21 protein-coding genes are annotated in these 21,246 nt (G+C 68.3%); 4 read left to right on the top strand and 17 right to left on the bottom strand.

What is annotated here, in order from left to right; genetic code table 11:
* Window positions 1-243 precede the first annotated feature (243 nt).
* The 5 genes from BG418_RS26670 to BG418_RS26690 all read right to left on the bottom strand — a co-directional run bounded on the left by BG418_RS26670 (window position 244) and on the right by BG418_RS26690 (window position 3,629).
* Window positions 244-930, bottom strand: coding sequence for a TetR/AcrR family transcriptional regulator (locus tag BG418_RS26670; protein WP_188276488.1), 687 nt, complete (start codon window positions 928-930; stop codon window positions 244-246).
* A gap of 103 nt (window positions 931-1,033) precedes the next feature.
* A complete protein-coding gene (locus BG418_RS26675) occupies window positions 1,034-1,330 on the bottom strand; it encodes a DUF4229 domain-containing protein (protein ID WP_188276489.1) in 297 nt (98 codons plus the stop codon).
* An 81-nt stretch (window positions 1,331-1,411) separates the two neighbouring features.
* Window positions 1,412-1,936: a GNAT family N-acetyltransferase gene (locus BG418_RS26680; RefSeq protein ID WP_188276490.1), complete on the bottom strand. Its 525-nt coding sequence runs from the start codon at window positions 1,934-1,936 to the stop codon at window positions 1,412-1,414.
* Window positions 1,937-1,946: 10 nt separating this feature from the next.
* Window positions 1,947-3,125, bottom strand: coding sequence for an aminofutalosine synthase MqnE (gene mqnE, locus BG418_RS26685; protein ID WP_188276491.1), 1,179 nt, complete (start codon window positions 3,123-3,125; stop codon window positions 1,947-1,949).
* 54 nt (window positions 3,126-3,179) lie between these two features.
* Window positions 3,180-3,629: an Lrp/AsnC family transcriptional regulator gene (locus tag BG418_RS26690; protein WP_067160265.1), complete on the bottom strand. Its 450-nt coding sequence runs from the start codon at window positions 3,627-3,629 to the stop codon at window positions 3,180-3,182.
* Window positions 3,630-3,773: 144 nt separating this feature from the next.
* On the opposite strand from BG418_RS26690, the gene BG418_RS40600 reads away from it, so the two are divergent.
* Window positions 3,774-3,899, top strand: a complete 126-nt coding sequence (locus tag BG418_RS40600) for a hypothetical protein (RefSeq protein WP_262928613.1) — start codon at window positions 3,774-3,776, stop codon at window positions 3,897-3,899.
* On the opposite strand, the gene BG418_RS26695 is transcribed toward BG418_RS40600, so the two are convergent.
* From BG418_RS26695 to BG418_RS26705, 3 genes are read right to left on the bottom strand one after another with little or no spacing between them, the layout of a single operon-like run.
* Entirely contained in the window at window positions 3,896-4,603 is a 708-nt protein-coding gene (locus BG418_RS26695; RefSeq protein WP_317453760.1) for a UbiX family flavin prenyltransferase, read from the bottom strand. The two genes, BG418_RS40600 and BG418_RS26695, sit on opposite strands and share 4 nt — an antisense overlap.
* A gap of 38 nt (window positions 4,604-4,641) precedes the next feature.
* Complete coding sequence (gene mqnP, locus BG418_RS26700) at window positions 4,642-5,544, bottom strand: menaquinone biosynthesis prenyltransferase MqnP (RefSeq protein ID WP_188276492.1); 903 nt, start codon at window positions 5,542-5,544, stop codon at window positions 4,642-4,644.
* Entirely contained in the window at window positions 5,541-6,995 is a 1,455-nt protein-coding gene (locus tag BG418_RS26705) for a menaquinone biosynthesis decarboxylase (RefSeq protein ID WP_188276493.1), read from the bottom strand. Before BG418_RS26705 ends, mqnP begins: the two co-directional genes overlap by 4 nt.
* An 89-nt stretch (window positions 6,996-7,084) precedes the next feature.
* Between BG418_RS26705 and BG418_RS26710 the strand changes: the two genes are divergently transcribed.
* Window positions 7,085-7,369 (top strand): PLD nuclease N-terminal domain-containing protein, encoded by a 285-nt coding sequence (locus tag BG418_RS26710; protein WP_188276494.1) that lies wholly within the window; start codon window positions 7,085-7,087, stop codon window positions 7,367-7,369.
* On the opposite strand, the gene BG418_RS26715 is transcribed toward BG418_RS26710, so the two are convergent.
* The 8 genes from BG418_RS26715 to hemL all read right to left on the bottom strand — a co-directional run bounded on the left by BG418_RS26715 (window position 7,366) and on the right by hemL (window position 15,845).
* On the bottom strand, window positions 7,366-7,878 hold the full coding sequence (locus tag BG418_RS26715) for an SRPBCC domain-containing protein (protein WP_188276604.1): 513 nt from the start codon (window positions 7,876-7,878) through the stop codon (window positions 7,366-7,368). The two genes, BG418_RS26710 and BG418_RS26715, sit on opposite strands and share 4 nt — an antisense overlap.
* Window positions 7,879-7,975: 97 nt before the next feature.
* Window positions 7,976-9,073, bottom strand: a complete 1,098-nt coding sequence (gene ccsB / locus BG418_RS26720; RefSeq protein ID WP_188276495.1) for a c-type cytochrome biogenesis protein CcsB — start codon at window positions 9,071-9,073, stop codon at window positions 7,976-7,978.
* The gene (locus BG418_RS26725; protein WP_188276496.1) at window positions 9,070-10,839 is read right to left on the bottom strand and encodes a cytochrome c biogenesis protein ResB; all 1,770 of its coding nucleotides are present in this window, start codon (window positions 10,837-10,839) and stop codon (window positions 9,070-9,072) included. Before BG418_RS26725 ends, ccsB begins: the two co-directional genes overlap by 4 nt.
* A 3-nt stretch (window positions 10,840-10,842) precedes the next feature.
* Window positions 10,843-11,580, bottom strand: coding sequence for a cytochrome c biogenesis CcdA family protein (locus BG418_RS26730; protein ID WP_188276605.1), 738 nt, complete (start codon window positions 11,578-11,580; stop codon window positions 10,843-10,845).
* Window positions 11,581-11,629: 49 nt separating this feature from the next.
* A complete protein-coding gene (locus tag BG418_RS26735) occupies window positions 11,630-12,238 on the bottom strand; it encodes a TlpA disulfide reductase family protein (protein ID WP_188276497.1) in 609 nt (202 codons plus the stop codon).
* Window positions 12,239-12,360: 122 nt separating this feature from the next.
* The gene (locus BG418_RS26740; RefSeq protein WP_188276606.1) at window positions 12,361-13,581 is read right to left on the bottom strand and encodes a hypothetical protein; all 1,221 of its coding nucleotides are present in this window, start codon (window positions 13,579-13,581) and stop codon (window positions 12,361-12,363) included.
* Between the two features lie 252 nt (window positions 13,582-13,833).
* Window positions 13,834-14,526, bottom strand: a complete 693-nt coding sequence (locus BG418_RS26745) for a histidine phosphatase family protein (protein WP_188276498.1) — start codon at window positions 14,524-14,526, stop codon at window positions 13,834-13,836.
* A complete protein-coding gene (hemL, locus tag BG418_RS26750; protein ID WP_188276499.1) occupies window positions 14,523-15,845 on the bottom strand; it encodes a glutamate-1-semialdehyde 2,1-aminomutase in 1,323 nt (440 codons plus the stop codon). The genes BG418_RS26745 and hemL overlap by 4 nt, the downstream gene beginning before the upstream one ends.
* 142 nt (window positions 15,846-15,987) lie before the next feature.
* Here hemL and BG418_RS26755 point away from each other — a divergent pair, with 142 nt between their 5' ends.
* Window positions 15,988-16,578, top strand: a complete 591-nt coding sequence (locus BG418_RS26755; RefSeq protein WP_188276607.1) for a hypothetical protein — start codon at window positions 15,988-15,990, stop codon at window positions 16,576-16,578.
* 100 nt (window positions 16,579-16,678) lie between these two features.
* On the opposite strand, the gene BG418_RS26760 is transcribed toward BG418_RS26755, so the two are convergent.
* Window positions 16,679-17,368, bottom strand: a complete 690-nt coding sequence (locus BG418_RS26760; RefSeq protein ID WP_188276500.1) for a YdcF family protein — start codon at window positions 17,366-17,368, stop codon at window positions 16,679-16,681.
* Between the two features lie 192 nt (window positions 17,369-17,560).
* Between BG418_RS26760 and BG418_RS26765 the strand changes: the two genes are divergently transcribed.
* Window positions 17,561-21,025, top strand: coding sequence for a type ISP restriction/modification enzyme (locus tag BG418_RS26765; RefSeq protein ID WP_188276501.1), 3,465 nt, complete (start codon window positions 17,561-17,563; stop codon window positions 21,023-21,025).
* The last annotated feature ends 221 nt before the right edge of the window (window positions 21,026-21,246 follow it).

The raw sequence follows: 21,246 nt of genomic DNA on the forward strand, positions 1-21,246 counted from the left end.
CAACCTAATCCGCGCCGACCCGCCCCGTAACGGGGGCTTCAAGTCGCGCGTCGGAATTCATTTTGGCCGGGGCACGGCGCATATGCCCGTTCCCTTTCGACCTGAATTCGGGGACCGTTGGCCTATTCAGGTCTTCCATCCCCCGGAACGCCAAAGCTCCTCGCCGCTCACCCGCCGTCAAGACAACAGACGCGGAACGTACGCCCGCCCCACCGCCTTCAGCCGAAAGAATCCGGCGCCTTCTCAGCCCCCGAGCATCCCCCCGGGCATCCCCCCGGGCATCCAGCGCTCGCCCTCCCGCAGCTTCCCCAGCCCCACCCACGCGAAGTTCATCAGCGTCGCCGCCGCCTCCTTCGCGGAGACCCCCTCAGTCGCGTTGGCCCAGTCCGCCAGGGACTCCGCCGCGCCGACCAGCGCCTGGGCGAGGCCGCCGACGTCACGGGACGCCAACTCTGGCTCCGACGAGTGGGCCTCCCGCGCCGCCGCCGCGATCAGGAGCGTCACGAACGCCACCATCTCCTCCCGCATCACCGTGACCTCGGCGGCGAACGGTTCCCCGTGCGTACGGGCCTGGCGGTGCAGGACCGACCAGCCGTCGGGGTTCTCGGCGGTGTGGAGGAAGAAGGCCCGCAGGCCGGCCCACAGGCGCGCGTCGGCGGGGGCTTTCGGCTCGGCACCTGCCCGTACCGCGCTCACCAGCGCGCGGGCCTCCCGCCGGATCACGGCGGTGAAGAGTTCTTCCTTGGAGTTCAGATAGAGGTAGACGAGCGGCTTGGAGACGCCGGCCACCTCGGCTATCTCGTCCATCGAGGCGGCCCGGTACCCGCGCCGGCCGAAGATCCGTACCGCCGCGTCCAGCATCTGCTGCTCGCGCACGGCCCGCGGCATCCGCTTGGCCTTCCCCGCACCCGAAGCTGCACCCGCACCCATCAGACCGCATCCTCCCCGGCGCGCCGTCCTACGTCCGGGTAAGGGTAAGCGCGGGGGAAGTCGGTCCTGTTACGCGGGCCAACGGGCCCAAGAACCAAGCCTGTTACTGCGTCACGCCGTCTTCCTGCGTGCGGTTCGCCTCAAGCTTCGCCTTCGCCGACTCCACCTTGGTGACGATCTGCGCCGACATCTCGTCGCGCTGCTTGCGCAGCAGGACGAAGCTCAGCGGGGCGGAGAGGACCAGGGCGAGCAGCACGACCCAGATGGCGTTGGCGTCGCCGAGACCGGCGGGCATGACCCCGAAGTGGACCAGGGCCGCCACGAAGACCATGCAGCCGACGAAGACGGCGATGCGCATCGCGGTGTACCGGACGGTGGCGCTCGGCTTGGCGATGTTCACGGCTGACCTTCTCTCTGGGTTCGGCGTTCCCTGTACGTCCAATGAAGCTTGTCCGTCCAGTGAAGCATGTCCCCTATTGGATCAATTCAGCGGGAGCAGCATGAAGATGTCGTCGCGGTCGTCCCCGGGCGCCACACGGATCGCGCCGGGCACCCGCCCGACCTCCTTGTAGCCGCAGGACGCGTAGAACCGCTCCAGGCCGAGCCCGCCCCGGCAGGTCAGGCGTATCGCCTCGACCCCGTCGAAGGAGCGGGCCGCGTCGGCGACGGCCGCCATCAGGTCCTGCCCGTACCCCTTGCCCTGGTGGCGGGGGTGGATCATGACGGTGTACGCCCAGATCCAGTGCCGCATCAGGGCGTGGGTGTTCGATACGAGGAACGTGGTCGCGGCGACCGTTCCGTCCTCGTCGTACCCCACCAACAGCCGGACCCGGCCCTCGGCCATCCCCGTCAGGTGCTTGAGCAGCTCGGGGCGTACGTCCTCGGCCGTGACCGGCGGCACGAAGCCGACCGCTCCCCCGGCGTTGGAGACGTCCGCCCAGAGCTGTACGACCCCGTCGCGCAGCTCTGGAGTGACGGACGGATCCAGTTCGAAGGTCAGCGACACAGTCCGGTCCTCAGATCCGCATCGCCTGCGGCGACTCGCGCAGCGCCGGGTCCGGGCCGTCGTACTCGCGGATGATCTCGTACCGGGTGTTGCGCTCGACCGGGCGGAAACCGGCCTCGCGGATCAGGTCGAGGAGGTCGTCACGGGTCAGCTTGTTGGGCGTGCCGTAGTTGTCCGCGTCGTGCGTGATCTTGTACTCGACGACCGAGCCGTCCATGTCGTCGGCGCCGTGCTGGAGCGCGAGCTGGGTGGTCTGCAGGCCGTGCATCACCCAGAAGCACTTCACGTGCGGCACGTTGTCGAAGAGCAGGCGCGAGACCGCGAAGGTCTTCAGGGCCTCGGCGCCGGTCGCCATCGTGGTGCGCGCCTGGAGCTTGTTGCGGACCTTGCCGTCCTGCATGTCCACGAAGTCGTGCTGGTAGCGCAGCGGGATGAAGACCTGGAAACCGCCGGTCTCGTCCTGGAGCTCACGCAGACGCAGGACGTGGTCGACCCGGTGCCGGGGCTCCTCGATGTGCCCGTACAGCATCGTCGAGGGGGTCTTGAGACCCTTCTCGTGCGCCAGGCGGTGGATACGCGACCAGTCTTCCCAGTGGGTGTTGTGGTCGACGATGTGCTGACGGACCTCCCAGTCGAAGATCTCGGCGCCGCCGCCGGTCAGCGATTCGAGGCCCGCGTCGATCAGCTCGTCGAGGATCTCGGAGGCGCTCAGCCCCGAGATCGTCTCGAAGTGGTGGATCTCCGTCGCCGTGAACGCCTTCAGGCCGACGTTCGGCAGCGCCTCCTTGAGGGCCTTCAGCGAGCGCGGGTAGTAGCGCCAAGGGAGCGTCGGGTGGAGCCCGTTGACGATGTGCAGCTCGGTGAGGTTGTCGTTCTCCATCGCCTTGGCGAGGCGGACGGCCTCCTCGATGCGCATGGTGTACGCGTCCTTCTCGCCCGGCTTGCGCTGGAACGAGCAGTACGCGCACGACGCGGTGCACACGTTCGTCATGTTGAGGTGCCGGTTGACGTTGAAGTGGACGACGTCGCCGTTCTTCCGCGTCCGCACCTCGTGCGCGAGGCCGCCGAGCCAGGCCAGGTCGTCCGACTCGTAGAGCGCGATGCCGTCCTCGCGGGACAGCCGCTCCCCGGCCCGGACCTTAGCCTCCAGCTCACGCTTGAAGCCCACATCCGTGATCGATGCGGTCATGCGGCGGCCTCCCAAATATCTCCGTACACAGGCCCCACCACCGTACGCCCCCACTTACTCCGGAAGTTCGCCGACCCGGTTCTCCCACTTGGTGGAGAGCACGATGGTCGTACGGGTCCGCGAGACGCCCTTGGTGGAGCCCAGGCGCCGGATGGTCTTCTCCAGACCGTCCACGTCCGAGGCCCGGATCTTGAGCATGTACGAGTCGTCGCCCGCGATGAACCAGCAGTCCTCGATCTCCTCCAGATCGCGCAGCCGGCGGGCCACGTCCTCGTGGTCGGCGGCGTCGGAGAGCGAGATGCCGATGAGCGCGGTCACGCCGAGGCCGAGCGAGGCGGCGTTGACGGTGGCGCGGTAGCCGGTGATGACGCCGGCCGCCTCAAGACGGTTGATGCGGTCGGTGACGCTGGGCCCGGAGAGACCGACGAGCCGGCCGAGCTCGGCGTAGGAGGCCCTGCCGTTCTCCCGCAGGGCCTGGATGAGCTGCCTGTCCACGGCGTCCATATGCCTGAAGCCTTCCATTGTTCAGCAATACCGCGAGTTTAGGTGTAGAATCTAAGGTACACAGGGTCGACGCCCTGTGAATCATTCAGCTGCTTGCATCATTTTCCAGCAGATCAAAGACGATCTTTCAGGAGTGTTGACACCGTGTACACGATCGAGATGGCCTACGCCCGTATGCGCGAGCTTCAGGACCAGGCCAACCGCTCGCGTGCCCACCAGCCCACCGCCGCTCAGCGCCGCGCTCTGAAGCGCGCCGCGAAGAAGCGCTAACTCGGAGGACGAGAGCTCCCGAGCTCTCCCTCCCAACGGCGGTACAAGCTGTGCGGCACGCCTGCCGCGTCCAGCACCCGCCCGGCGACGAAGTCCACCAGATCCTGGATGTGCGTCGCCCCCGCGTAGAACGCCGGAGAGGCGGGCAGCACCACTGCGCCCGCCTCGTCCAGCGCCACCAGGTGCTTGAGGGTCTGCCCGTTCAGAGGCGTCTCCCGCACCGCGACCACCAGCTTCCGCCGCTCCTTGAGCGTCACGCTCGCGGCCCGCTGCAACAGGTCCTTCGAAAGCCCGAGCGCCACCCCGGCCACCGACGCCGTACTGGCGGGCACGATCAGCATCCCGCGCACGGCGTACGAACCGGACGACGGCCCGGCGCCGAGATCCCCGGCGCTCCAGTACCGCACGTCGTCGAGGTAGGCCCCGCCCACGTCGAAGGTCCCCGGCTTCCCGTCCGCCCCCCGCGCCAGCCACTTCGCGAGATCGTCGCGCCAGTGCGCGTCACGGAAGGCGATCCCCGTCTCGTCGAGCAGGGTCAGCCGCGAGGCCCGCGACACGACGAGATCCACGCTCTCGCCCGCGTCGACGAGCCCCCGCAGCACGGCAGCCGCGTACGGCGTCCCCGACGCACCGGACACCCCGACGACCCAGGGCGTACGAGCCCCCCGCGCTTCTCGCTGACCGTGTATGTTCACCTGCTCCACGTGTCCGAGCCTATCCGGCGGCACGGGGGCGGGAGCCGTCACACCGAGAGCCCGCGGACCAGCAGGTCGAGGAGCGCGCAGACGAACAGCGAGATCCCGATGAAACCGTTGGTCGTGAAGAACGCCCGGTTGAGGCGGGACAGGTCGTGGGGCTTGACGATCGTGTGCTCGTAGAGGAACGCCGCCGCCACGATCACCAGGCCGATCCAGAAGAACGTCCCGGCGTCGGTCACCACCGCGTACCAGACCAGCAGGGCCGTGGTGACGGCGTGACAGCCCCGGGCGCCGCGGATCGCGTTCGGGACGCCGAAGCGGGCCGGGACCGAGAGGACTCCGGTCTCGTGGTCGGACTCGACGTCCTGGCAGGCGTAGATCAGGTCGAAGCCGCCGATCCAGACGCCGACCGCCAGGCCCAGGATCACCGCGTGCCAGGACCACTCGCCGGTGATCGCCAGCCAGCCGCCGACCGGGCCCATGGCCTGCGCGAGACCGAGGATCGCCTGCGGGAAGTTGGTGAACCTCTTGCCGTACGGATAGACCACCATCGGGATCACCGCGATGGGGGCGAGCGCCAGGCAGAGCGGGTTGAGCAGTCCGGCGGCGCCCAGGAAGACGACGAGCGCGATGAGCGCGCCGGTCCACGCGGACCTCACCGACACGGCGCCGGTGACCAGTTCACGGTGGGCCGTGCGCGGATTGCGGGCGTCGATCTCGCGGTCGATGATCCGGTTGCAGGCCATCGCGAAGGTGCGCAGGCCCACCATGGCGACGGTGACCAGGAGCAGCTTGACCCAGTGGATCTTCTCGTCCAACTGGAACATCGCGGTCAGCGCGGCGATGTAGGCGAAGGGCAGCGCGAAGACCGAGTGCTCGATCATGACCAGGCGCAGGAAGGCTTTTGTGCGGCCCGGCTGCGGGACGGCTGCGGCAGATGCGCTCACTTGAGCCCGTACTCCTTCCAGCGGCGGTCGACCTTCGCCGCCGTGTCCGGGTCCGACTCGACCATGTGCGGCCAGCCGCCGTCCCGGGTGTAGCCCTCCTCGGGCCACTTCGCCGTCGCGTCGATCCCCGCCTTGCCGCCCCAGAACTGCTGGTACGAGGCATGGTCGAGGTGGTCGACCGGGCCCTCCACGACGGTGAGGTCACGGGCGTAGTCGGTGTTGCCGAAGGCCCGCCAGGACACCTCGTGCAGGTTGTGGACGTCGCAGTCGGCGTCCACGATCACGATCAGCTTCGTCAGCGACATCATGTGCGCGCCCCAGATCGCGTGCATCACCTTCTGCGCGTGCTTGGGGTACTTCTTGTCGATCGAGACGATCGCGCAGTTGTGGAAGCCGCCCGACTCCGGCAGGTGGTAGTCCACGATGTCCGGGACGATGATCTTGAGGAGCGGGAGGAAGAAGCGCTCGGTCGCCCTGCCCAGCGGGCCGTCCTCCGTCGGGGGGCGCCCGACCACGATCGACTGGATCAGCGGACGCTTCCGCATCGTCACGCAGTCGATCGTCAGCGCCGGGAACGGCTCCTGCGGGGTGTAGAACCCGGTGTGGTCGCCGAACGGGCCCTCGGGCAGCATCTCGCCCGGCTCCAGCCAGCCCTCGATGACGACCTCGGCGTTGGCCGGGACCTGGAGCGGCACGGTCTTGCAGTCGACCATCTCGATCCGCTTGCCCTGGATGAACCCGGCGAACAGGTACTCGTCGATGTCCCCGGGCAGCGGCGCGGTCGAGGCGTACGTCACGGCGGGCGGGCAGCCGAAGGCGATCGCGACCGGCAGCCGCTCGCCCTTCTTCGCCGCCACCGCGTAGTGGTTGCGGCTGTCCTTGTGGATCTGCCAGTGCATGCCGATGGTGCGCTTGTCGTGGCGCTGGAGGCGGTAGAGCCCGAGGTTGCGCACGCCCGTCTCGGGGTGCTTGGTGTGGGTGAGGCCGAGGTTGAAGAACGAGCCGCCGTCCTCGGGCCAGGTGAACAGCGCGGGCAGCATGTCGAGGTCGACGTCGTCGCCGGTGAGGACGACCTCCTGGACAGGGGCTTCCTTCACCTTCTTCGGCGGTACGTGGACCATCGAGCCGAGCTTGCCGAACGCCTCGCGGACCCCGACGAAGCCCTGCGGGAGCTCGGGCTTGAGCAGCCCGCCGATCTTCTCGCTGATCTCTTCGTACGCCTTGAGGCCGAGGGCCTTCAGCAGGCGCCGGTCGGTCCCGTACACGTTCATCGCGAGCGGCATCGAGGCGCCCTTGACGTTCTCGAAGAGAAGCGCCGGGCCACCCGCCTTGTTGACCCGGTCGACGATCTCCCCGACCTCCAGGTACGGGTCGACTTCGGCCTTGATGCGGATGAGGTCGCCCTCGCGCTCCAGCGCGCGGAGCAGCGAGCGGAGATCGTCGTAAGCCATGGGGTCAAGTATCGGGCACCGGTTACCCTGGGCCGGTCACCGGGGCCGCCACAAGCCCCGTCGCCGTTCCCTGGGGGGACCTTCCGAACATGCTCAGGTATCTGCCGTTCCTGCTGGTCCTGGCGCTGTGGATCTACGCGTTCATCGACTGCCTCAACACCCCGGAGAACGAGGTCCGCGGCCTGCCGAAGGTCGTGTGGGTCATCGTGATCCTGCTCTTCGGCGAGGTCCTGCTCGGCCCGATCGCCTGGCTGGTGGCGGGCCGGCCGCGCCGCACGGCCGCGCGGCGCGGCGGCTGGACGGCGCCGGACGACAACCCGGAGTTCCTGGCGTCGCTGAACAAGCGCGACGAGGACGATCCGAAGGGCCGTTAACGAGCCAGTGCGGTGCGCTCGTACGTGTCGCGCAGCTCGCGCCAGCGCTCCAGGGACCACGTGGACCAGTCCTTGGGGCGGCCGTCGAGCGCGTCGGCCAGGAACTCGAAGTGCTGGTGCCACCCGGCCAGGCAGTCCAGGCGCAGGGCGTCCTCGCCCGGGAACTCGTTGGTGAAGCGCAGCACCGTCCCCGTCGGGCCCTCCGGCTCCAGGTGGAAGCGGATGCGGCCGTGCAGGTCCACCGTGTACTCGGCGACGCGCTCCGGGAACCAGGCCGTGACCTGCCCGGAGTGGACGGCGTCGGGCTCCCCGTTCAGCCAGCGCAGCGTCACCGCACCGCCGAGGCGCGGCTCCAGTACGTCGGCGGCGCACAGCCAGCCGGGCAGGCCTTCGGGGGTGGCGACTGCGGCCCAGACCCGGGTCCTCGGGTGCGGGAGATGGAGCTCGTAGCGCAGGAGCCAGGCGCCGTCGTGGGGCTCGCTGGTGCCATGAGGGATCACGTCCGTCATGTGCGTCATGCCATCAGTGTCACCGAAGCCGGGCCCGAACGCCTGTGCTGGCGGTCGGGCCCGGCTTCAGAGGCTTTGCGTCCCTGTACGGGAGGGCTCAGACGCCCGCGTACGAGTGCTTGCCGGTCACGAAGATGTTGACGCCGTAGTAGTTGAAGAGCCAGCAACCGAAGGCGATCAGCGCGAGCGTCGCCGCCTTGCGGCCCTTCCAGCCCGCCGTGGCGCGCGCGTGGAGGTAGCAGGCGTACGCGACCCAGGTGATGAAGGACCAGACCTCCTTGGGGTCCCAGCCCCAGTAGCGGCCCCACGCGTCACCGGCCCAGATCGAGCCCGCGATGATCGTGAACGTCCACAGCGGGAAGACCGCCGCGTTGACGCGGTACCCGAACTTGTCGAGCGAGGCGGCCGAGGGCAGCCGCTCCATGACCGACGTGGCGAACCTGCCGGGCTGTCCGCCCGACGCGAGCTTCGCCTCGTACTTGTCGCGGAAGAGGTAGAGCAGGGTGGCGACGCCGCCGACGTAGAAGACCGCGCCGCAGAAGATCGCGGTGGAGACGTGGATCCACAGCCAGTACGAGTGCAGCGCGGGCACCAGCTGGTCGCTCGCGGTGTAGAGGACCGTGACCGCGAGGCCGAGGTCGAGCAGGACCGAGGTGACCAGCGGAAGGCCGAGCCAGCGCACGTCCTTCTTCATCGCCAGCAGGCCGAGGTACACGGCGACGGCCATCGTGGAGAAGGTGATGTTGAACTCGTACATGTTGCCCCACGGCGCCCGCTGCACGGACAGCGCGCGGGTGAGGACGCCGCCGAACTCGACGAGGAACGCGAGGACGGTGAAGGACACCGCGATACGGCCGTACAGGTCGCCCTTGACGTCGCCGCCGGCGGCGCCGGGGCCGTCCGGGACGTCACGGTTGCCGGTGGCGGAGCGGGTGACGACCTTGGGGCGCTCCAGGACCGCGGTGCCGCCGCCCTTCTTGGCGACCTGCACCTTGACCGTGCCGGAGCCGGTCTCGGCGGCGGCGTCCGGGCCCGCGGTGAGCGCGGCCGCCGTGCGGGCGACCTTGCTGCGGCTGCCCAGGATCCACTCGGCCATGTGCGCGAAGAACGCCAGCAGATAGACCGCCATGGCGGAGTAGATCAGGTAGTTGCTGGTGTGCGCGAGGTTCTCGTTGGTGGTGGCGGCGAGATTCACTTCTCAGCCCCTTCGGAGGTGGCAGGTACGGCAGCCTTGTCCTCGGCGGGCTCAGCTGCGGGATCGGGCGCGGTCGGCGCCTCGGGGATGAGCGTGACCGCGAGATCGGCCAGCTCCTCGGGGAGCCTGGCGGACTCACTGCGTCCCAGGCCCGCCATCTCGACGACGGTGACGCCGTCCTTTCCGGTGACGGCCCGGACCCAGATCCGGCGCCGCTGGATGAAGAGCGAGCCGGCCAGGCCCGCGATGGCCAGGATCGCGCCGGTCAGCGCGAGCTCGTTGCCCGGCTGCTGCGAGATCTGGAAGCTCGCCCACTGCTTGATGTCCTTGTCGAAGGTGATCGACCCGGCACCGTCGGGCAGGTCCAGGGACTCGCCGGGCAGCAGGGTCTTCTTGAGCACCTTGCCGTCGGGGTCCTTGAACGGCTTCATCTTGTCGGTGTCCAGCTGGTACACGTTCTGCGGAAGCCCGGAGTTGACCCCGAGGCTGCCGTGGTACGCGCCGACGTTGAGCACCGGGAAGTCGAGCGCGGGGAACTGGGAGAACATCGTCCCGTTGCCCTTGCCGCCGTAGGTCGGCACGAAGAACGCGGCGAAACCGAGCTGGTCCCACTTGCCCTTGGCGTCGGTGTAGCCGTCGTACACCTTGATGGCGCCGCTGGAGGAGATGTTGTTGTCGATGGGCAGCAGCGGCACCGAGCCGTGGAAGACGACCTTGCCGCGCCCGTCCTTGACGGTGACCGTCGGCGCGTAGCCGTGGGCCAGCAGGTAGACCTTCGAGCCGTCGACGATCAGCGGCTTGTTGACCTCGATGGCCTTCTTCTTCGGCTTGCCGTCGGCGCCCTCGGAGTACGTCACGTGGGCGACGAACTCGCGCGCGGTGCCGCGGTTGGGCCCGTTGCGCTCGTACGTGGCGTCGAAGCGGTCCAGGGTGAAGCTGAAGGGCGCCAGGTCGTCGCTCTTGAAGAGCGAGCCGGACTTGAAGTCGTCGTACTGGGTCAGGGTGTTGGAGAACCCGTCGCCCTGGACGATCAGCTTGCCGCCCTCGGACTTGAAGAGCTGGCCGACGGCGAACGCCACCAGGATCAGGATCAGCGAGACATGGAAGATCAGGTTCCCGGCCTCGCGCAGATAGCCCTTCTCGGCGGCGACCGCGTCGCCGACCACATGCGTACGGAAGCGGCGCTTCTTCAGCATCGCGGCCGCGGCCTCGCGGACCTGCTCCGGGTCGGCCTCGGTGCGCCACGTCGTGTACGCGGGCAGCCGGGTCAGCATCCGGGGCGCGCCCGGCGGGCGGCCGCGCAGCTGGCCGATGAACTGCCAGGTGCGCGGGACGATGCAGCCGATCAGCGAGACGAACAGCAGGATGTAGATCGCGGAGAACCACACCGAGCTGTAGACGTGGAACAGGCCGAGCTTCTCGTAGATCGGCGAGATCGTGCTGTGCCGCTTCTCGAAGTCGGCGACCTTCAGCTCGTCCACCCGGGTCTGCGGGATGAGCGAGCCGGGGATCGAGCCGAGCGAGAGCAGCAGCAGGAGCAGCAGCGCGATCCGCATCGAGGTGAGCTGGCGCCACAGCCAGCGGATCCAGCCGATCACGCCGATGCCGACGGGGCCGTTGGAGAGCTCCTCGGACGGGGCCGTGGAGAGCTGCGCGCCGGCCTCGCCGAGATCGTGCTCGGCGCTCCTCTTGGCCCGGTCCTCGGCCTCGCTCGTATCCGTGTCCTGCTCCGACGCCCGCTCCGGGGCCGCTTCGGTCCTACTCATGTATCAGACACCCACCTGGAAGCCGTTGGACCACACCTGCACCTGCTGGATGAGCTCCGCCCAGGCACCGGTGAGCAGCAGCAGACCGGTGGCGATCATCATGCCGCCGCCGGTCCGCATCACCCACACGTAGTGCCGCTTCACCCAGCCGAAGGCGCCGAGGGCCTTGCGGAAGGCGACCGCCGCCAGCACGAACGGCAGTCCGAGACCGGCGCAGTACGCGACGGTCAGTATGGCCCCGCGACCGGCGCTCGCCTGGTCCATCGCCAGGACGTTCACCGAGGTGAGCGTCGGGCCCAGGCACGGCGTCCAGCCGACGCCGAACAGGGCGCCGAGTATCGGCGCGCCCGCGAGACCGCTCACCGGCCGCTTGTGGAACCGGAATTCGCGTTGCGTCAGCCAGGGCATCAGGCCCATGAAGAAGACGCCCATCAAGATCATGAGTACGCCGAGGATCTTGGAGATCGTGTCGTTGTACTCCTGGAGCGTCTGGCCGAAGAAGCCGAACAGGGCGCCGCCGGAGACGAAGACGGCGGTGAACCCGAGGACGAACAGACTCGCCCCGGCGACCATCCGGCCGCGCTTGGCCTCCGCGAGATCGGTGCCGGTCACTCCTGTCACGTACGACAGGTAGCCCGGCACGAGCGGCAGGACGCAGGGCGAGAAGAACGAGATCAGGCCGCCGAGCACGGCGACCGGCAGGGCGACGAGCAGGGCCCCGCTGAGGACCGTGTCGTTCATGCCGGGCGTCGACTGGGCGGCCAGTACGGTCAGGGACGCGTCCACGAGATCACTTCTCCGCGATCAGCGGGTCGATCATCTGGTGGAGCTTGGTGTCGTCCAGCGCCAGCAGCGCCCGGGCCGCGATCTTCCCGTCCCGGTCGAGCACGATCGTGGACGGAATGGCCTGCGGATTCAGACTTCCCTTCGGGAAGCGGAGAATGAGCTTGCCGATCGGGTCGTACAGGCTCGGATAGTCGACGCCGAATTGCTGCTCGAACGCGACCGCCGGGCCCTTGTCCGTGTCGCGGGTGTTGATTCCCACGAACTCGACGCCCTTGGCTCTGGTGTCCTTGGCGACCTTGGCGAGATACGGGGCCTCGGCCCGGCAGGGCGCGCACCACGAGCCCCACACATTCAAGACGACGACCTTGCCCTTGAGGTCGGCGACGTCGATCTTCTTGCCGTCGACGGTCTCGCCGGACAGATCCGGGGCGTTGTGCCGGTCGCCCTTGGCGACCGTCGCGATGCCGCCGGTGCCGGTGACGAACTTGGTGTCGCCCGAGCCGCCGGACGTACCGCCGGAGCTGCACGAGGTCAGGGTCAGCGCACCGGCGGCCGCGGCTGCCGTGACCAGCAGGAAGGCGCGACGGCGGGGATGGGCAGGACTCACGGACATGTGAAAAGTTTCGCATGACCGTTTGGGGGATCTTGGGCACCCCCCTGGGTGCCCGTAAAGACCCTTGTCAACGCCGCCTAAGAAGTCCTGCCCGGTTCACAGATTCCGCGCGGGCCTCCTGGTCAGGCCGCCTTGAGGAACGTGTTCCAGCCGCCGGCGGGCTTCTGGCCGACCCCGAGCGAGCGCAGCTTCTGCAGCACCTTCGGGTCCTGGACGTCGAGCCAGTCGCAGTACTGCCGGAAGGAGACCAGGCGTACGTCCTGCTTGCCCGCCATTCCCTTCAGGGCCTCCTCGACGGCGTCCATGTAGATGCCACCGTTCCACTGCTCGAAGTGGTTGCCTATGTAGAAGGGGGCGCGATTCGTCTCGTACGCGCGCTTGAATCCGGCGAGATAGGCCTCGGTCGCCTGCTTGCGCCAGCCCGGATAGTTCGCCGGCGGCGCCTTGGTCGAATTCTTCGACTGGTTGGCGAGGATGTTGAAGTCCATCGAGAGGACCCCGAAGGAGTGCCCCGGGAACGGTATCTCCTGGAGCGGCAGGTCCCACAGGCCGTGGCGCTTGACCGGCCAGACCTGGGTGCCGCCGGGCGAGGAGGCGTCGTAGCGCCAGCCGAGCTTCTGCGCGGTCGGCAGCAGGTTGTCCTGGCCGAGCAGACACGGGGTGCGGCCGCCGACGAGCTCGCGCTTGTAGTCGAAGGGCAGCGGGTCCTCGTCGGTCAGACCGGTGTTGGTCTTCCAGTTGGTGACGAACGACATCGCCTGGTCGATCTCGCTCTGCCACTGGGCGGGGGTCCAGTTGGCGACGGTGCCGTGACCGGAGCAGAAGTGGCCGTTGAAGTGCGTGCCTATCTCATGGCCCTCGTTCCAGGCCCGGCGCACGTTCTGGAGGGTCGCCTTGAGGTGGTCGTCGCTGAGGTAGCCGATGTCGGAGGCGCCGACGTTGTTGTTCGGCGGGTGGTAGAGCCGCTTCTTCGACTCGGGCAGCAGATAAAGCCCGGAGAGGAAGAAGGTCATCGAGGCGCCGTGGTCCTTGGCGAGGTCGAGGAAGCGGGGGAAGAGGCCGTTGCCGACCTCGCCCGCGCCGTCCCAGGAGAAGACCACGAACTGCGGTGGGGTCTGGCCGGGTTCGAGGGGGACGGGCTTGGGAGGCTGGTGCGGCTGCTTGCCGGTGTCGGCGGTGGAACCGTCGCCGATCAGTTTGGCGTCGGGCTTCTTGGCGGCCCCGTCCTTGCCCGAGCCGGCGTTCCCGCCCGAGCCGTCCTTGCTGCCGCACCCGGCGATACCCGCCGCGGCGGCGGCACCCAGTCCCAGCCCGAGCATTCCCCTTCGACTGAAATCGCGCATTCCGTCCGTCCCCATCGCATCGTCGTCCCCGGCGTCCACACCGGCCACGGCCAGGAGCGGACAACAGGTGAGATGCGGCGGGGAGCGCGATGGTTCCGGCCAGTCGCACAAATCTTCGTAAATCGTACGGTTCATCAGAATCCGTACACGCAGGGCGACGAGGGGCGGTTCGGGCGTCCGGGGCGAGTGCGCGGCCCGGCGGAACGGGGTGCTCCGCCGGGCGAAACGATTCGCGCGTGGCTGCGGCTCGGCTCAGGCGCCGAACGCCTTCGCCTTCCCCTTCACGGGCTTGGCGCCCGCGAGCAGGTGGGAGGGGACCAGATCGCGGGCGGGCTCGCTGTAGCCCACCGAGACGATCTTGTCGCCCTGGTACGTGAACGTCGTCAGCGAGGCGAGCGTGCACTGCCGCTTGCGCGGGTCGTGCCAGAGCCGGCGCCGCTCCACGAACGACCGCACGGTCCAGATCGGCAGCTGATGGCTGACCAGAACCGCCTCATGGCCGCGGGCCGCGTCACGGGCCGCGTCCAGCGCGCCCATCATCCGCACGACCTGCTCCACGTACGGCTCGCCCCAGGACGGGCGGAACGGGTTGGTCAGGTGCTTCCAGTTGGCGGGCTTGCGCAGGGCGCCGTCGCCGACACCGAAGGTCTTGCCCTCGAAGACGTTGCCCGCCTCGATCAGCCGCGCGTCGGTGGCGAGGTCGAGCCCGTGCGCCTTGGCGATCGGGGTGGCGGTCTCCTGGGCGCGCTCCAGCGGGGACGCGACGACGTGCGTGATGTCGCGGCCCGCCAGGTGCTCGGCGACCCGGTCGGCCATCTGCCGCCCGAGCTCGGAGAGGTGGTACCCGGGCCGGCGCCCGTAGAGCACGCCGTCGGGGTTGTGCACCTCGCCGTGGCGCATGAGGTGGACGACGGTGATGTCGCCGGCGGTGTTGTCGACGGTCATGCGGTGGCCTCCGCTGCGGCACGGGCGGCGACGGGCAGCGCGGCCGCGATGCGCTCGATCGCCCGCTCGTCGTGGGCGGTCGAGACGAACCAGGACTCGAAGGCGGACGGCGGCAGGTAGACGCCGTTGGCGAGCATGGCGTGGAAGAAGGCGTTGAACCGGAAGGCTTCCTGGTTCCTGGCGCCCTCGTAGTTCCGTACTTCACGGTTGGTGAAGAAGACGGAGAACATGTTGCTCGCGGTCTGGAGGCGGTGGGCGACGCCTTCCTTGGTGAGCGCGGCGGTGACGAGACCCTGGATCTCCTTCGAGACCGCGTCGACCTTCGCGTACGCGGCGTCGTCGAGCAGCCGCAGCTGCGCGAGGCCGGCGGCGGTGGCGACCGGGTTACCGGAGAGCGTGCCGGCCTGGTAGACGGGACCGGCGGGCGCGAGGTGGCCCATCACGTCGGCGCGGCCGCCGAAGGCCGCGGCCGGGAAGCCGCCGCCCATGACCTTGCCGAACGTCATGAGGTCGGGCTTGACGCCGTCGACGCCGTACCAACCGGCCTTGCTGGTCCGGAAGCCGGTCATGACCTCGTCGGAGATGTAGAGCGCGCCGTTCTTGGCGCAGGCGGCCTTGAGCCCCGCGTTGAAGCCGTCGGCGGGCGGGACGACGCCCATGTTGCCGGGCGAGGCCTCCGTGATGACGCAGGCGATCTCGCCGGGGTGCGCGTGGAACGCCGCGTGCACCGCCTCCAGATCGTTGTACGGCAGCACGATCGTGTCGCCCGCCTGGGCGCCGGTGACACCCGGGGTGTCCGGCAGCGCGAAGGTGGCAACGCCGGAACCGGCGGCGGCGAGCAGCGCGTCGACATGGCCGTGGTAGCAGCCGGCGAACTTGATCACCTTGGCGCGGCCGGTGAAGCCGCGGGCGAGCCGGATCGCGGACATGGTCGCCTCGGTGCCCGAGGACACCAGGCGGACCTGCTCGACGGGCTCGATCCGGGCGACGATCTCCTCGGCGAGCGCGACCTCGCCCTCACCGGGCGTACCGAAGGAGGTGCCGCGGGCGACGGCGGCCTGGACGGCCGCGATCACCTCGGGGTGCGAGTGCCCGAGGATCATCGGACCCCACGAGCACACCAGGTCGACGTACTCACGTCCGTCGGCGTCGGTCAGGTAGGGACCCGCACCGGACACCATGAACCGGGGCGTACCGCCCACGGCGCGGAAGGCACGGACGGGAGAGTTGACGCCGCCGGGCGTCACGAGGGACGCGCGGTCGAATAGCGTCTGCGAAACTGGGGCGTCGTATTCGTACGGATAGCTCACACAGGCCATGGTGGCAGAGGCCCGGACGTTCTTGCGGACAGGTGTTTCACCGCACCCCGGTGGGGGAGGTCACTGACACGATGATCGGGTTGCGCGGCGGGGGCCGCGCCGTCTACAAAGCAGTCGGGCTACAAGCAATCGGGTGAAAGATATGCATCGCGGTGGCGGACTGGGCGAGGGGACCGACGACCGGGGTCCCGAGCGCGCCCGTCGGCGGGGACGGCACCGGCGCGACGCGGAGGAACGGGTCGAGCGGTTCGAGCGGATCGACCCCGTCACGGGTCCAGGGAACGGGAGCGGCCGAGTGGGGGTGACCTACAAGTACTTCGGCGCGCCCGACGGAGCCACCGCGGCCCGGGTGCCGATCTCGATGCGCCCCGAGGAACTCGGCGGCGACGAGCTCGGCATGGGCGGCATGTTCACCAAGATCAAGCCGGAGACGGTGGCGGCGATGGTCCTCACCGGAATCCAGGGCATACCGCTGCACAAGGTCCCCCCACTGGAGCTCGTCGTCCTGCACCCCGACTACGCGGTGGTCAAACTCCCGATGACGGTGGTCGACCCCCTGCGTGGGGTGGGCGAGGAGACGGTGGGAGCGGCGGCCTTCATCTGGTCCACGGTCCCGGACCGCGGCGGCCCCCGCGACGCGTTCAACGTGTACCAGCTGCTGCACGAGTGGCAGGACTTCTCGGTACGGCTGCATGAGGCTGGGCATCAGCCTTATTGCTTGGTTTGGCCGTAGGGCCGGTCGGGGGCGTCTGGGGGGGACGGGTGCGGCCGTCGGATCGTGCTCACTCGGCCGGGTGGCGCGGACCGGCGTGCGCCGGGCGCCTCGGGGTGCGTCAGGCGCCGATGAGGCGGCTGTCGAACCCGGCGCGCAGAAGACGTGCGTAGGCGCCCTGTACATCCCCCGGTACGTCCTGCTCGACCGCGAAGCCGAGCTTCGGGTACTCGATCAGCCGTTGCAGGTCGCCGACGAGCATGTCCACGACGAGCTTTTCGTCGCCGATGGACTTGAGGTAGTCGTCCAGTTCCAGCGGCTCGGAGGCGCAGACGACGTCGACCGCGGGCCACAGCTTGCGGCAGGTCGCGTACGAGCGGCGTTCCATGTACGGCTTGGAGATCAGCAGCAGCGACTCGACCTCCACACCGGCCCCGGCCAGCAGCTCCCGGGAGAAGGCGATGTTCTGCCCGGTGTTGGCGGCCCTCGGCTCGACGAGGACGGCCGCGTCCGGCACGCCGAGGCTCAACGCGTGCTCGCGGTAGTGGACAGCCTCGCCGCGCGGGAAGCGGGCGCGGGTGGTGGGGCTGTTGCCTCCGCTGAACACCACGAGGGGGAAGAGTCCGGCGCGGTGGAGCTCGGCGGCCCTGGTGGCCACGCCCAGGTCGTGGCTGCCGAGCCCGATCGCCGCCGAGCAGGGGCGGACCTCGTGGCCCATCTGGTGGTAGTTCCAGATCAGCGTCGCGTCACGGAACTGCTCGTCGCTGATCTGTCGCTGCGCGCGCTCCGGCACTGGCACTCCCTGGCTCATCCCTGCAGCGCTGGCGGCACCGACTGAGCAAAGCGGCGACGAATTGCTGCCCCTGGGGCTCGTGCGCCTGCCGATGCACATCGGCAAGTCGCAGACTTACCCAACTCTGAACAACCTCTCGACGAAGCGTAACGCCACGTTTACTGTGGGTTGCTTGGCGGATGTGGGGTGTGCCGACCTTCGGGGGGCGGGATGCAGCGCAGAGACCAGTTTCGACACATCGTCAGCGAGTTCGGTGCGACGTGCAAACAGGCGTTGCTGCACGGCCAGAAGGAAGCGGCAATACGCCGAGCAGTGGAAACACTTCTCGTCGACGGGGCCGGAGTGTTGGGGTTGCAGGCTGTCCTGCATGCCGAGGTCGCGATTGCCGCGCACCGGATCCGCCCCGATCTGGCAGTGCGCATCGGGAAGTTACCGCGCAACATCGTCGGCTATGTCGAGCTGAAAAGCCCGGACAAGAGCGCAATTCATCCCGGCGGGCTGAACCAGCGCGACCGTCGACAATGGGAAGGCATGGCGAAGCTCCCCAATCTGATCTACACCAACGGCCAAACGTGGATCATGTATCGCTCGGGCCGCCAGTACGGCGACACCGTCCACCTCGAAGGCGATCTGCGCACCGCAGGCTCCCGCTTGCGACTGCCGGCTGCCGGCGAGGCGGCCTTCGAAGCGATGCTGACTGCCTTCTTCGGCTGGCAGCCGCAGCCGCTGACGTCGATGCGGGAAGTCGTCGCGCAAGTAGCTCCCTTGTGCATTCTGCTGCGCGACGCCGTCCACGACCGCCTCGATGCTGAAGCCTGTCTCCCGCGTCACCAGCGTCCCTTCACCGACCTGGCTGCCACTCTCGAAGTCGATCTCTTCCCCACTACCGACGACCGGGACAAACGCACGGCCTTCTCCGACCGCTACGCCCAGTCCGTTACATTCGCACTCTTGCTCGCCGGCTCGGACGCAGCCCGTGGACATGACGGCGCACTGGCAGGCATGAGCCTGCATGAGGTCGGCCGACGCCTGGGGGTGGAGCACTCCGTGATGGGACGTGCTCTGCAGATCCTCACTGACCAGGTCGAGGGGGAATTCCGCGACAGCCTCGACATGCTCGTCCGGGTCATCGACGCCATCGACTGGAGGAAGGCCCTGGCCGGCGAACCGGGCTTCCATATTCATCTCTACGAACACTTCCTCCAGGAGTACGACGCCGACCTGCGCAAGGACTCCGGCACGTACTACACCCCGGCCCCACTGGTGGCCGAGATGATCCGCCTGGTCGACGAGGTACTGGCCACCATGCTGGACTGCCCGGACGGCTTCGCCGATCCCGGCGTGTCCATCATCGACCCGGCCATGGGCACCGGCACCTTCCTCACCGGCATCATCGACCTCGTCGCCCGCAAGCAGTCCGAGGGCGGCAATGAAGGCTTCCGCGCCGAGTCCGTGCAAGAACTCGCGGGCCGACTGATCGGGTTTGAAAAGCAGATGGGCGCCTTCGCCGTCGCCCAAATGCGTGTCGGGCAGATGCTGCGTTCCCTCAACACCCGGGTCCCACTGGCCGATATGCGCCTGCACCTGGCCGACACACTCGCCGATCCCTGGCGGCCCAGCGAACTCTTCGACCGTTACGGCGCGCTGTGGGGGCCCCTGCGTGAAGACGCGAAAAAGGCCAGGACCATCCAGCGCGACGGACGCATCACCGTCGTCATCGGCAACCCTCCCCACCGCGAACAAGCAGAGGGACAGGGCGGATGGATCGAGAACGGCTCACCCGGCCGCGGCGACCCGCCGCTGGACGCCTTTCGGTTGCGCGGCGCGGCAGGCGTGTACGAGAACAAGCTGAAAAGCCTGTGCACCTACTTCTGGCGCTGGGCGACTCACAAAGTTTTCGATCAGTACGACGACCATCGCCACGGCGTCGTCTGCTTCGTAAGCACCGGCGGATTCATCCGTGGCGCCGGCTTTCAGGGCATGCGCTCGTACTTGCGGCGCACCTGTACCGAGGGCTGGGTCATCGACCTGACACCTGAGACGAAGAGGCCGCCGATCAACAGCCGCTTCTTCCCTGGCGTCCAACAGGAGTTAGCCATCGGCATCTTCGTTCGCCGCCAGGGCGAACAGCAGGGCGTACTGGCCCCCGTTCACTATGTAGCCGTCCACGGCACCCGCCAGAACAAGGAACAGCAACTGCACGACTTGCACATCAATGATCCGAGCTGGCGCACGTGCCGCTCTGTGAAGCCCGCGCCCTTCACACCTGCGTCCCTGAGCGGCTGGGATACCTTCCCGGCCCTCACCGACCTGATGCCGTGGTTCAAGCCCGGCATCAAACCCAACCGGAACTGGGTCATCAGCCCGTCCAGAGCCACCTTGTGCCGACGCTGGAACCGCCTAATCCAAGAACGTGACCCCACAGCAAAACAAGCTCTGTTCAAAGAGACCCGTGACCGCACCCTGGACAGGGAAGCCCTTCAGATTCCCGGGCATCCCCACCCTTCAGCCCTCCTTCGCGACGAACGAAACGCCTGTCCTCCACCGATACGCATCTCCCGCAGAGCCCTGGATCGGCAGTGGCTCATACCCGATGGCCGGGTCATCGACTTCGCCCGTCCCGAGCTTTGGCAAGCCGCCATCCACGGCCAGATCTTCGTCGCGGAACAGCACACCCAGCGCCTGCAGAGTGGGCCGGCGCTGCTCTTCACAGCGCTCGTCCCCGACATGCATTACTTCAACGGAAACGGTGGTCGCGTCCTCCCGCTTCTGCACGCCGACGGCACCCCCAACGTCGCTCCGGGGCTGTTGCGCCACCTGGCCAACTCCTACGGTCTCCAAGAGGTCCTTCCCGAGGATCTGCTCGCCTACATCGCCGCTATCACCGCTCACCCGAACTTCAGCGAACGCTACGCGGATGACCTCAACTCACTCGGCGTACGCGTGCCCCTGACCGCAGACACCAGCCTTTGGCACGAGGCCGTCAGTCTCGGGCGCCACACCCTGTGGGCCTCTACATTCGGCGTACGCTGCATCGACCGTGACAACGACCGCCCGGCTGGCACATCGAACTGGTGGCGGCGCATGTATCCCGAAATCACCTATGCCAGAAACGTCGCATCGGTGAAGCTCCCGAGAGCCATCACTTATGACGGCGAACGCGAACACTTGGTCATCCAAGGCGGCATCTTCACCGGCGTCACGCCGCTCATGCGCAACTACACCACCGGCGGGCGCAACGTACTCGACAGCTGGCTCGCCTACCGCAGCGACCGCACCACGGGAAAGGTGTCGAGCGAACTCGACCGTGAACGCCCCGAGTGCTGGGAGCACGAGTGGAGCCGGGAACTCGTCGAAATGCTCGCCGTACTCCGCCACCTAACCGACCTGGAACCACAACAGGCGGAGCTACTCGATCGCATCGTGGCCGCCCCGCTGATCGACGTCGGCGAACTCGCCCGGCGTCGCATCCTCCCGGTGCCCGAGCGTGCCAAACGCGCTCACACCGGCCCGGATCACGCGTTCCTGCCCGGCTTGGAAACCATCGATGGCCAACCACCGGGCCCCGTCGACCCGCTATCCCTCCCGGAAGAGCCCTCGGGCACGGCGCCACCCGAGCCACATTCGGCTGCGCGCCCGCGTCCACGCAGCCGACGGCACCGCGGCCCGGCCTGATCGGCGAGGCCGACCACTCTGCGCGGAGCAGGGGTGGAAGGCCGCGCCCGACCCGATCCACTGGCAGGAAGGCGTCGAGACTAGAGAGGCGCTACTGGTTCTCAGCAGCGCCTCTGATACGTGATCCGGGGAATCCCGGGGAGGCAGCGTCCCGGGTATGCGGGGACCGACGGGTCAAGGAACCGGTCAGCCGTGCTTCGTCCGGTCGACGGACGCAACAA

Source organism: Streptomyces sp. CBMA152 (assembly GCF_014596475.1).
Taxonomy (GTDB): Bacteria; Actinomycetota; Actinomycetes; order Streptomycetales; family Streptomycetaceae; genus Streptomyces.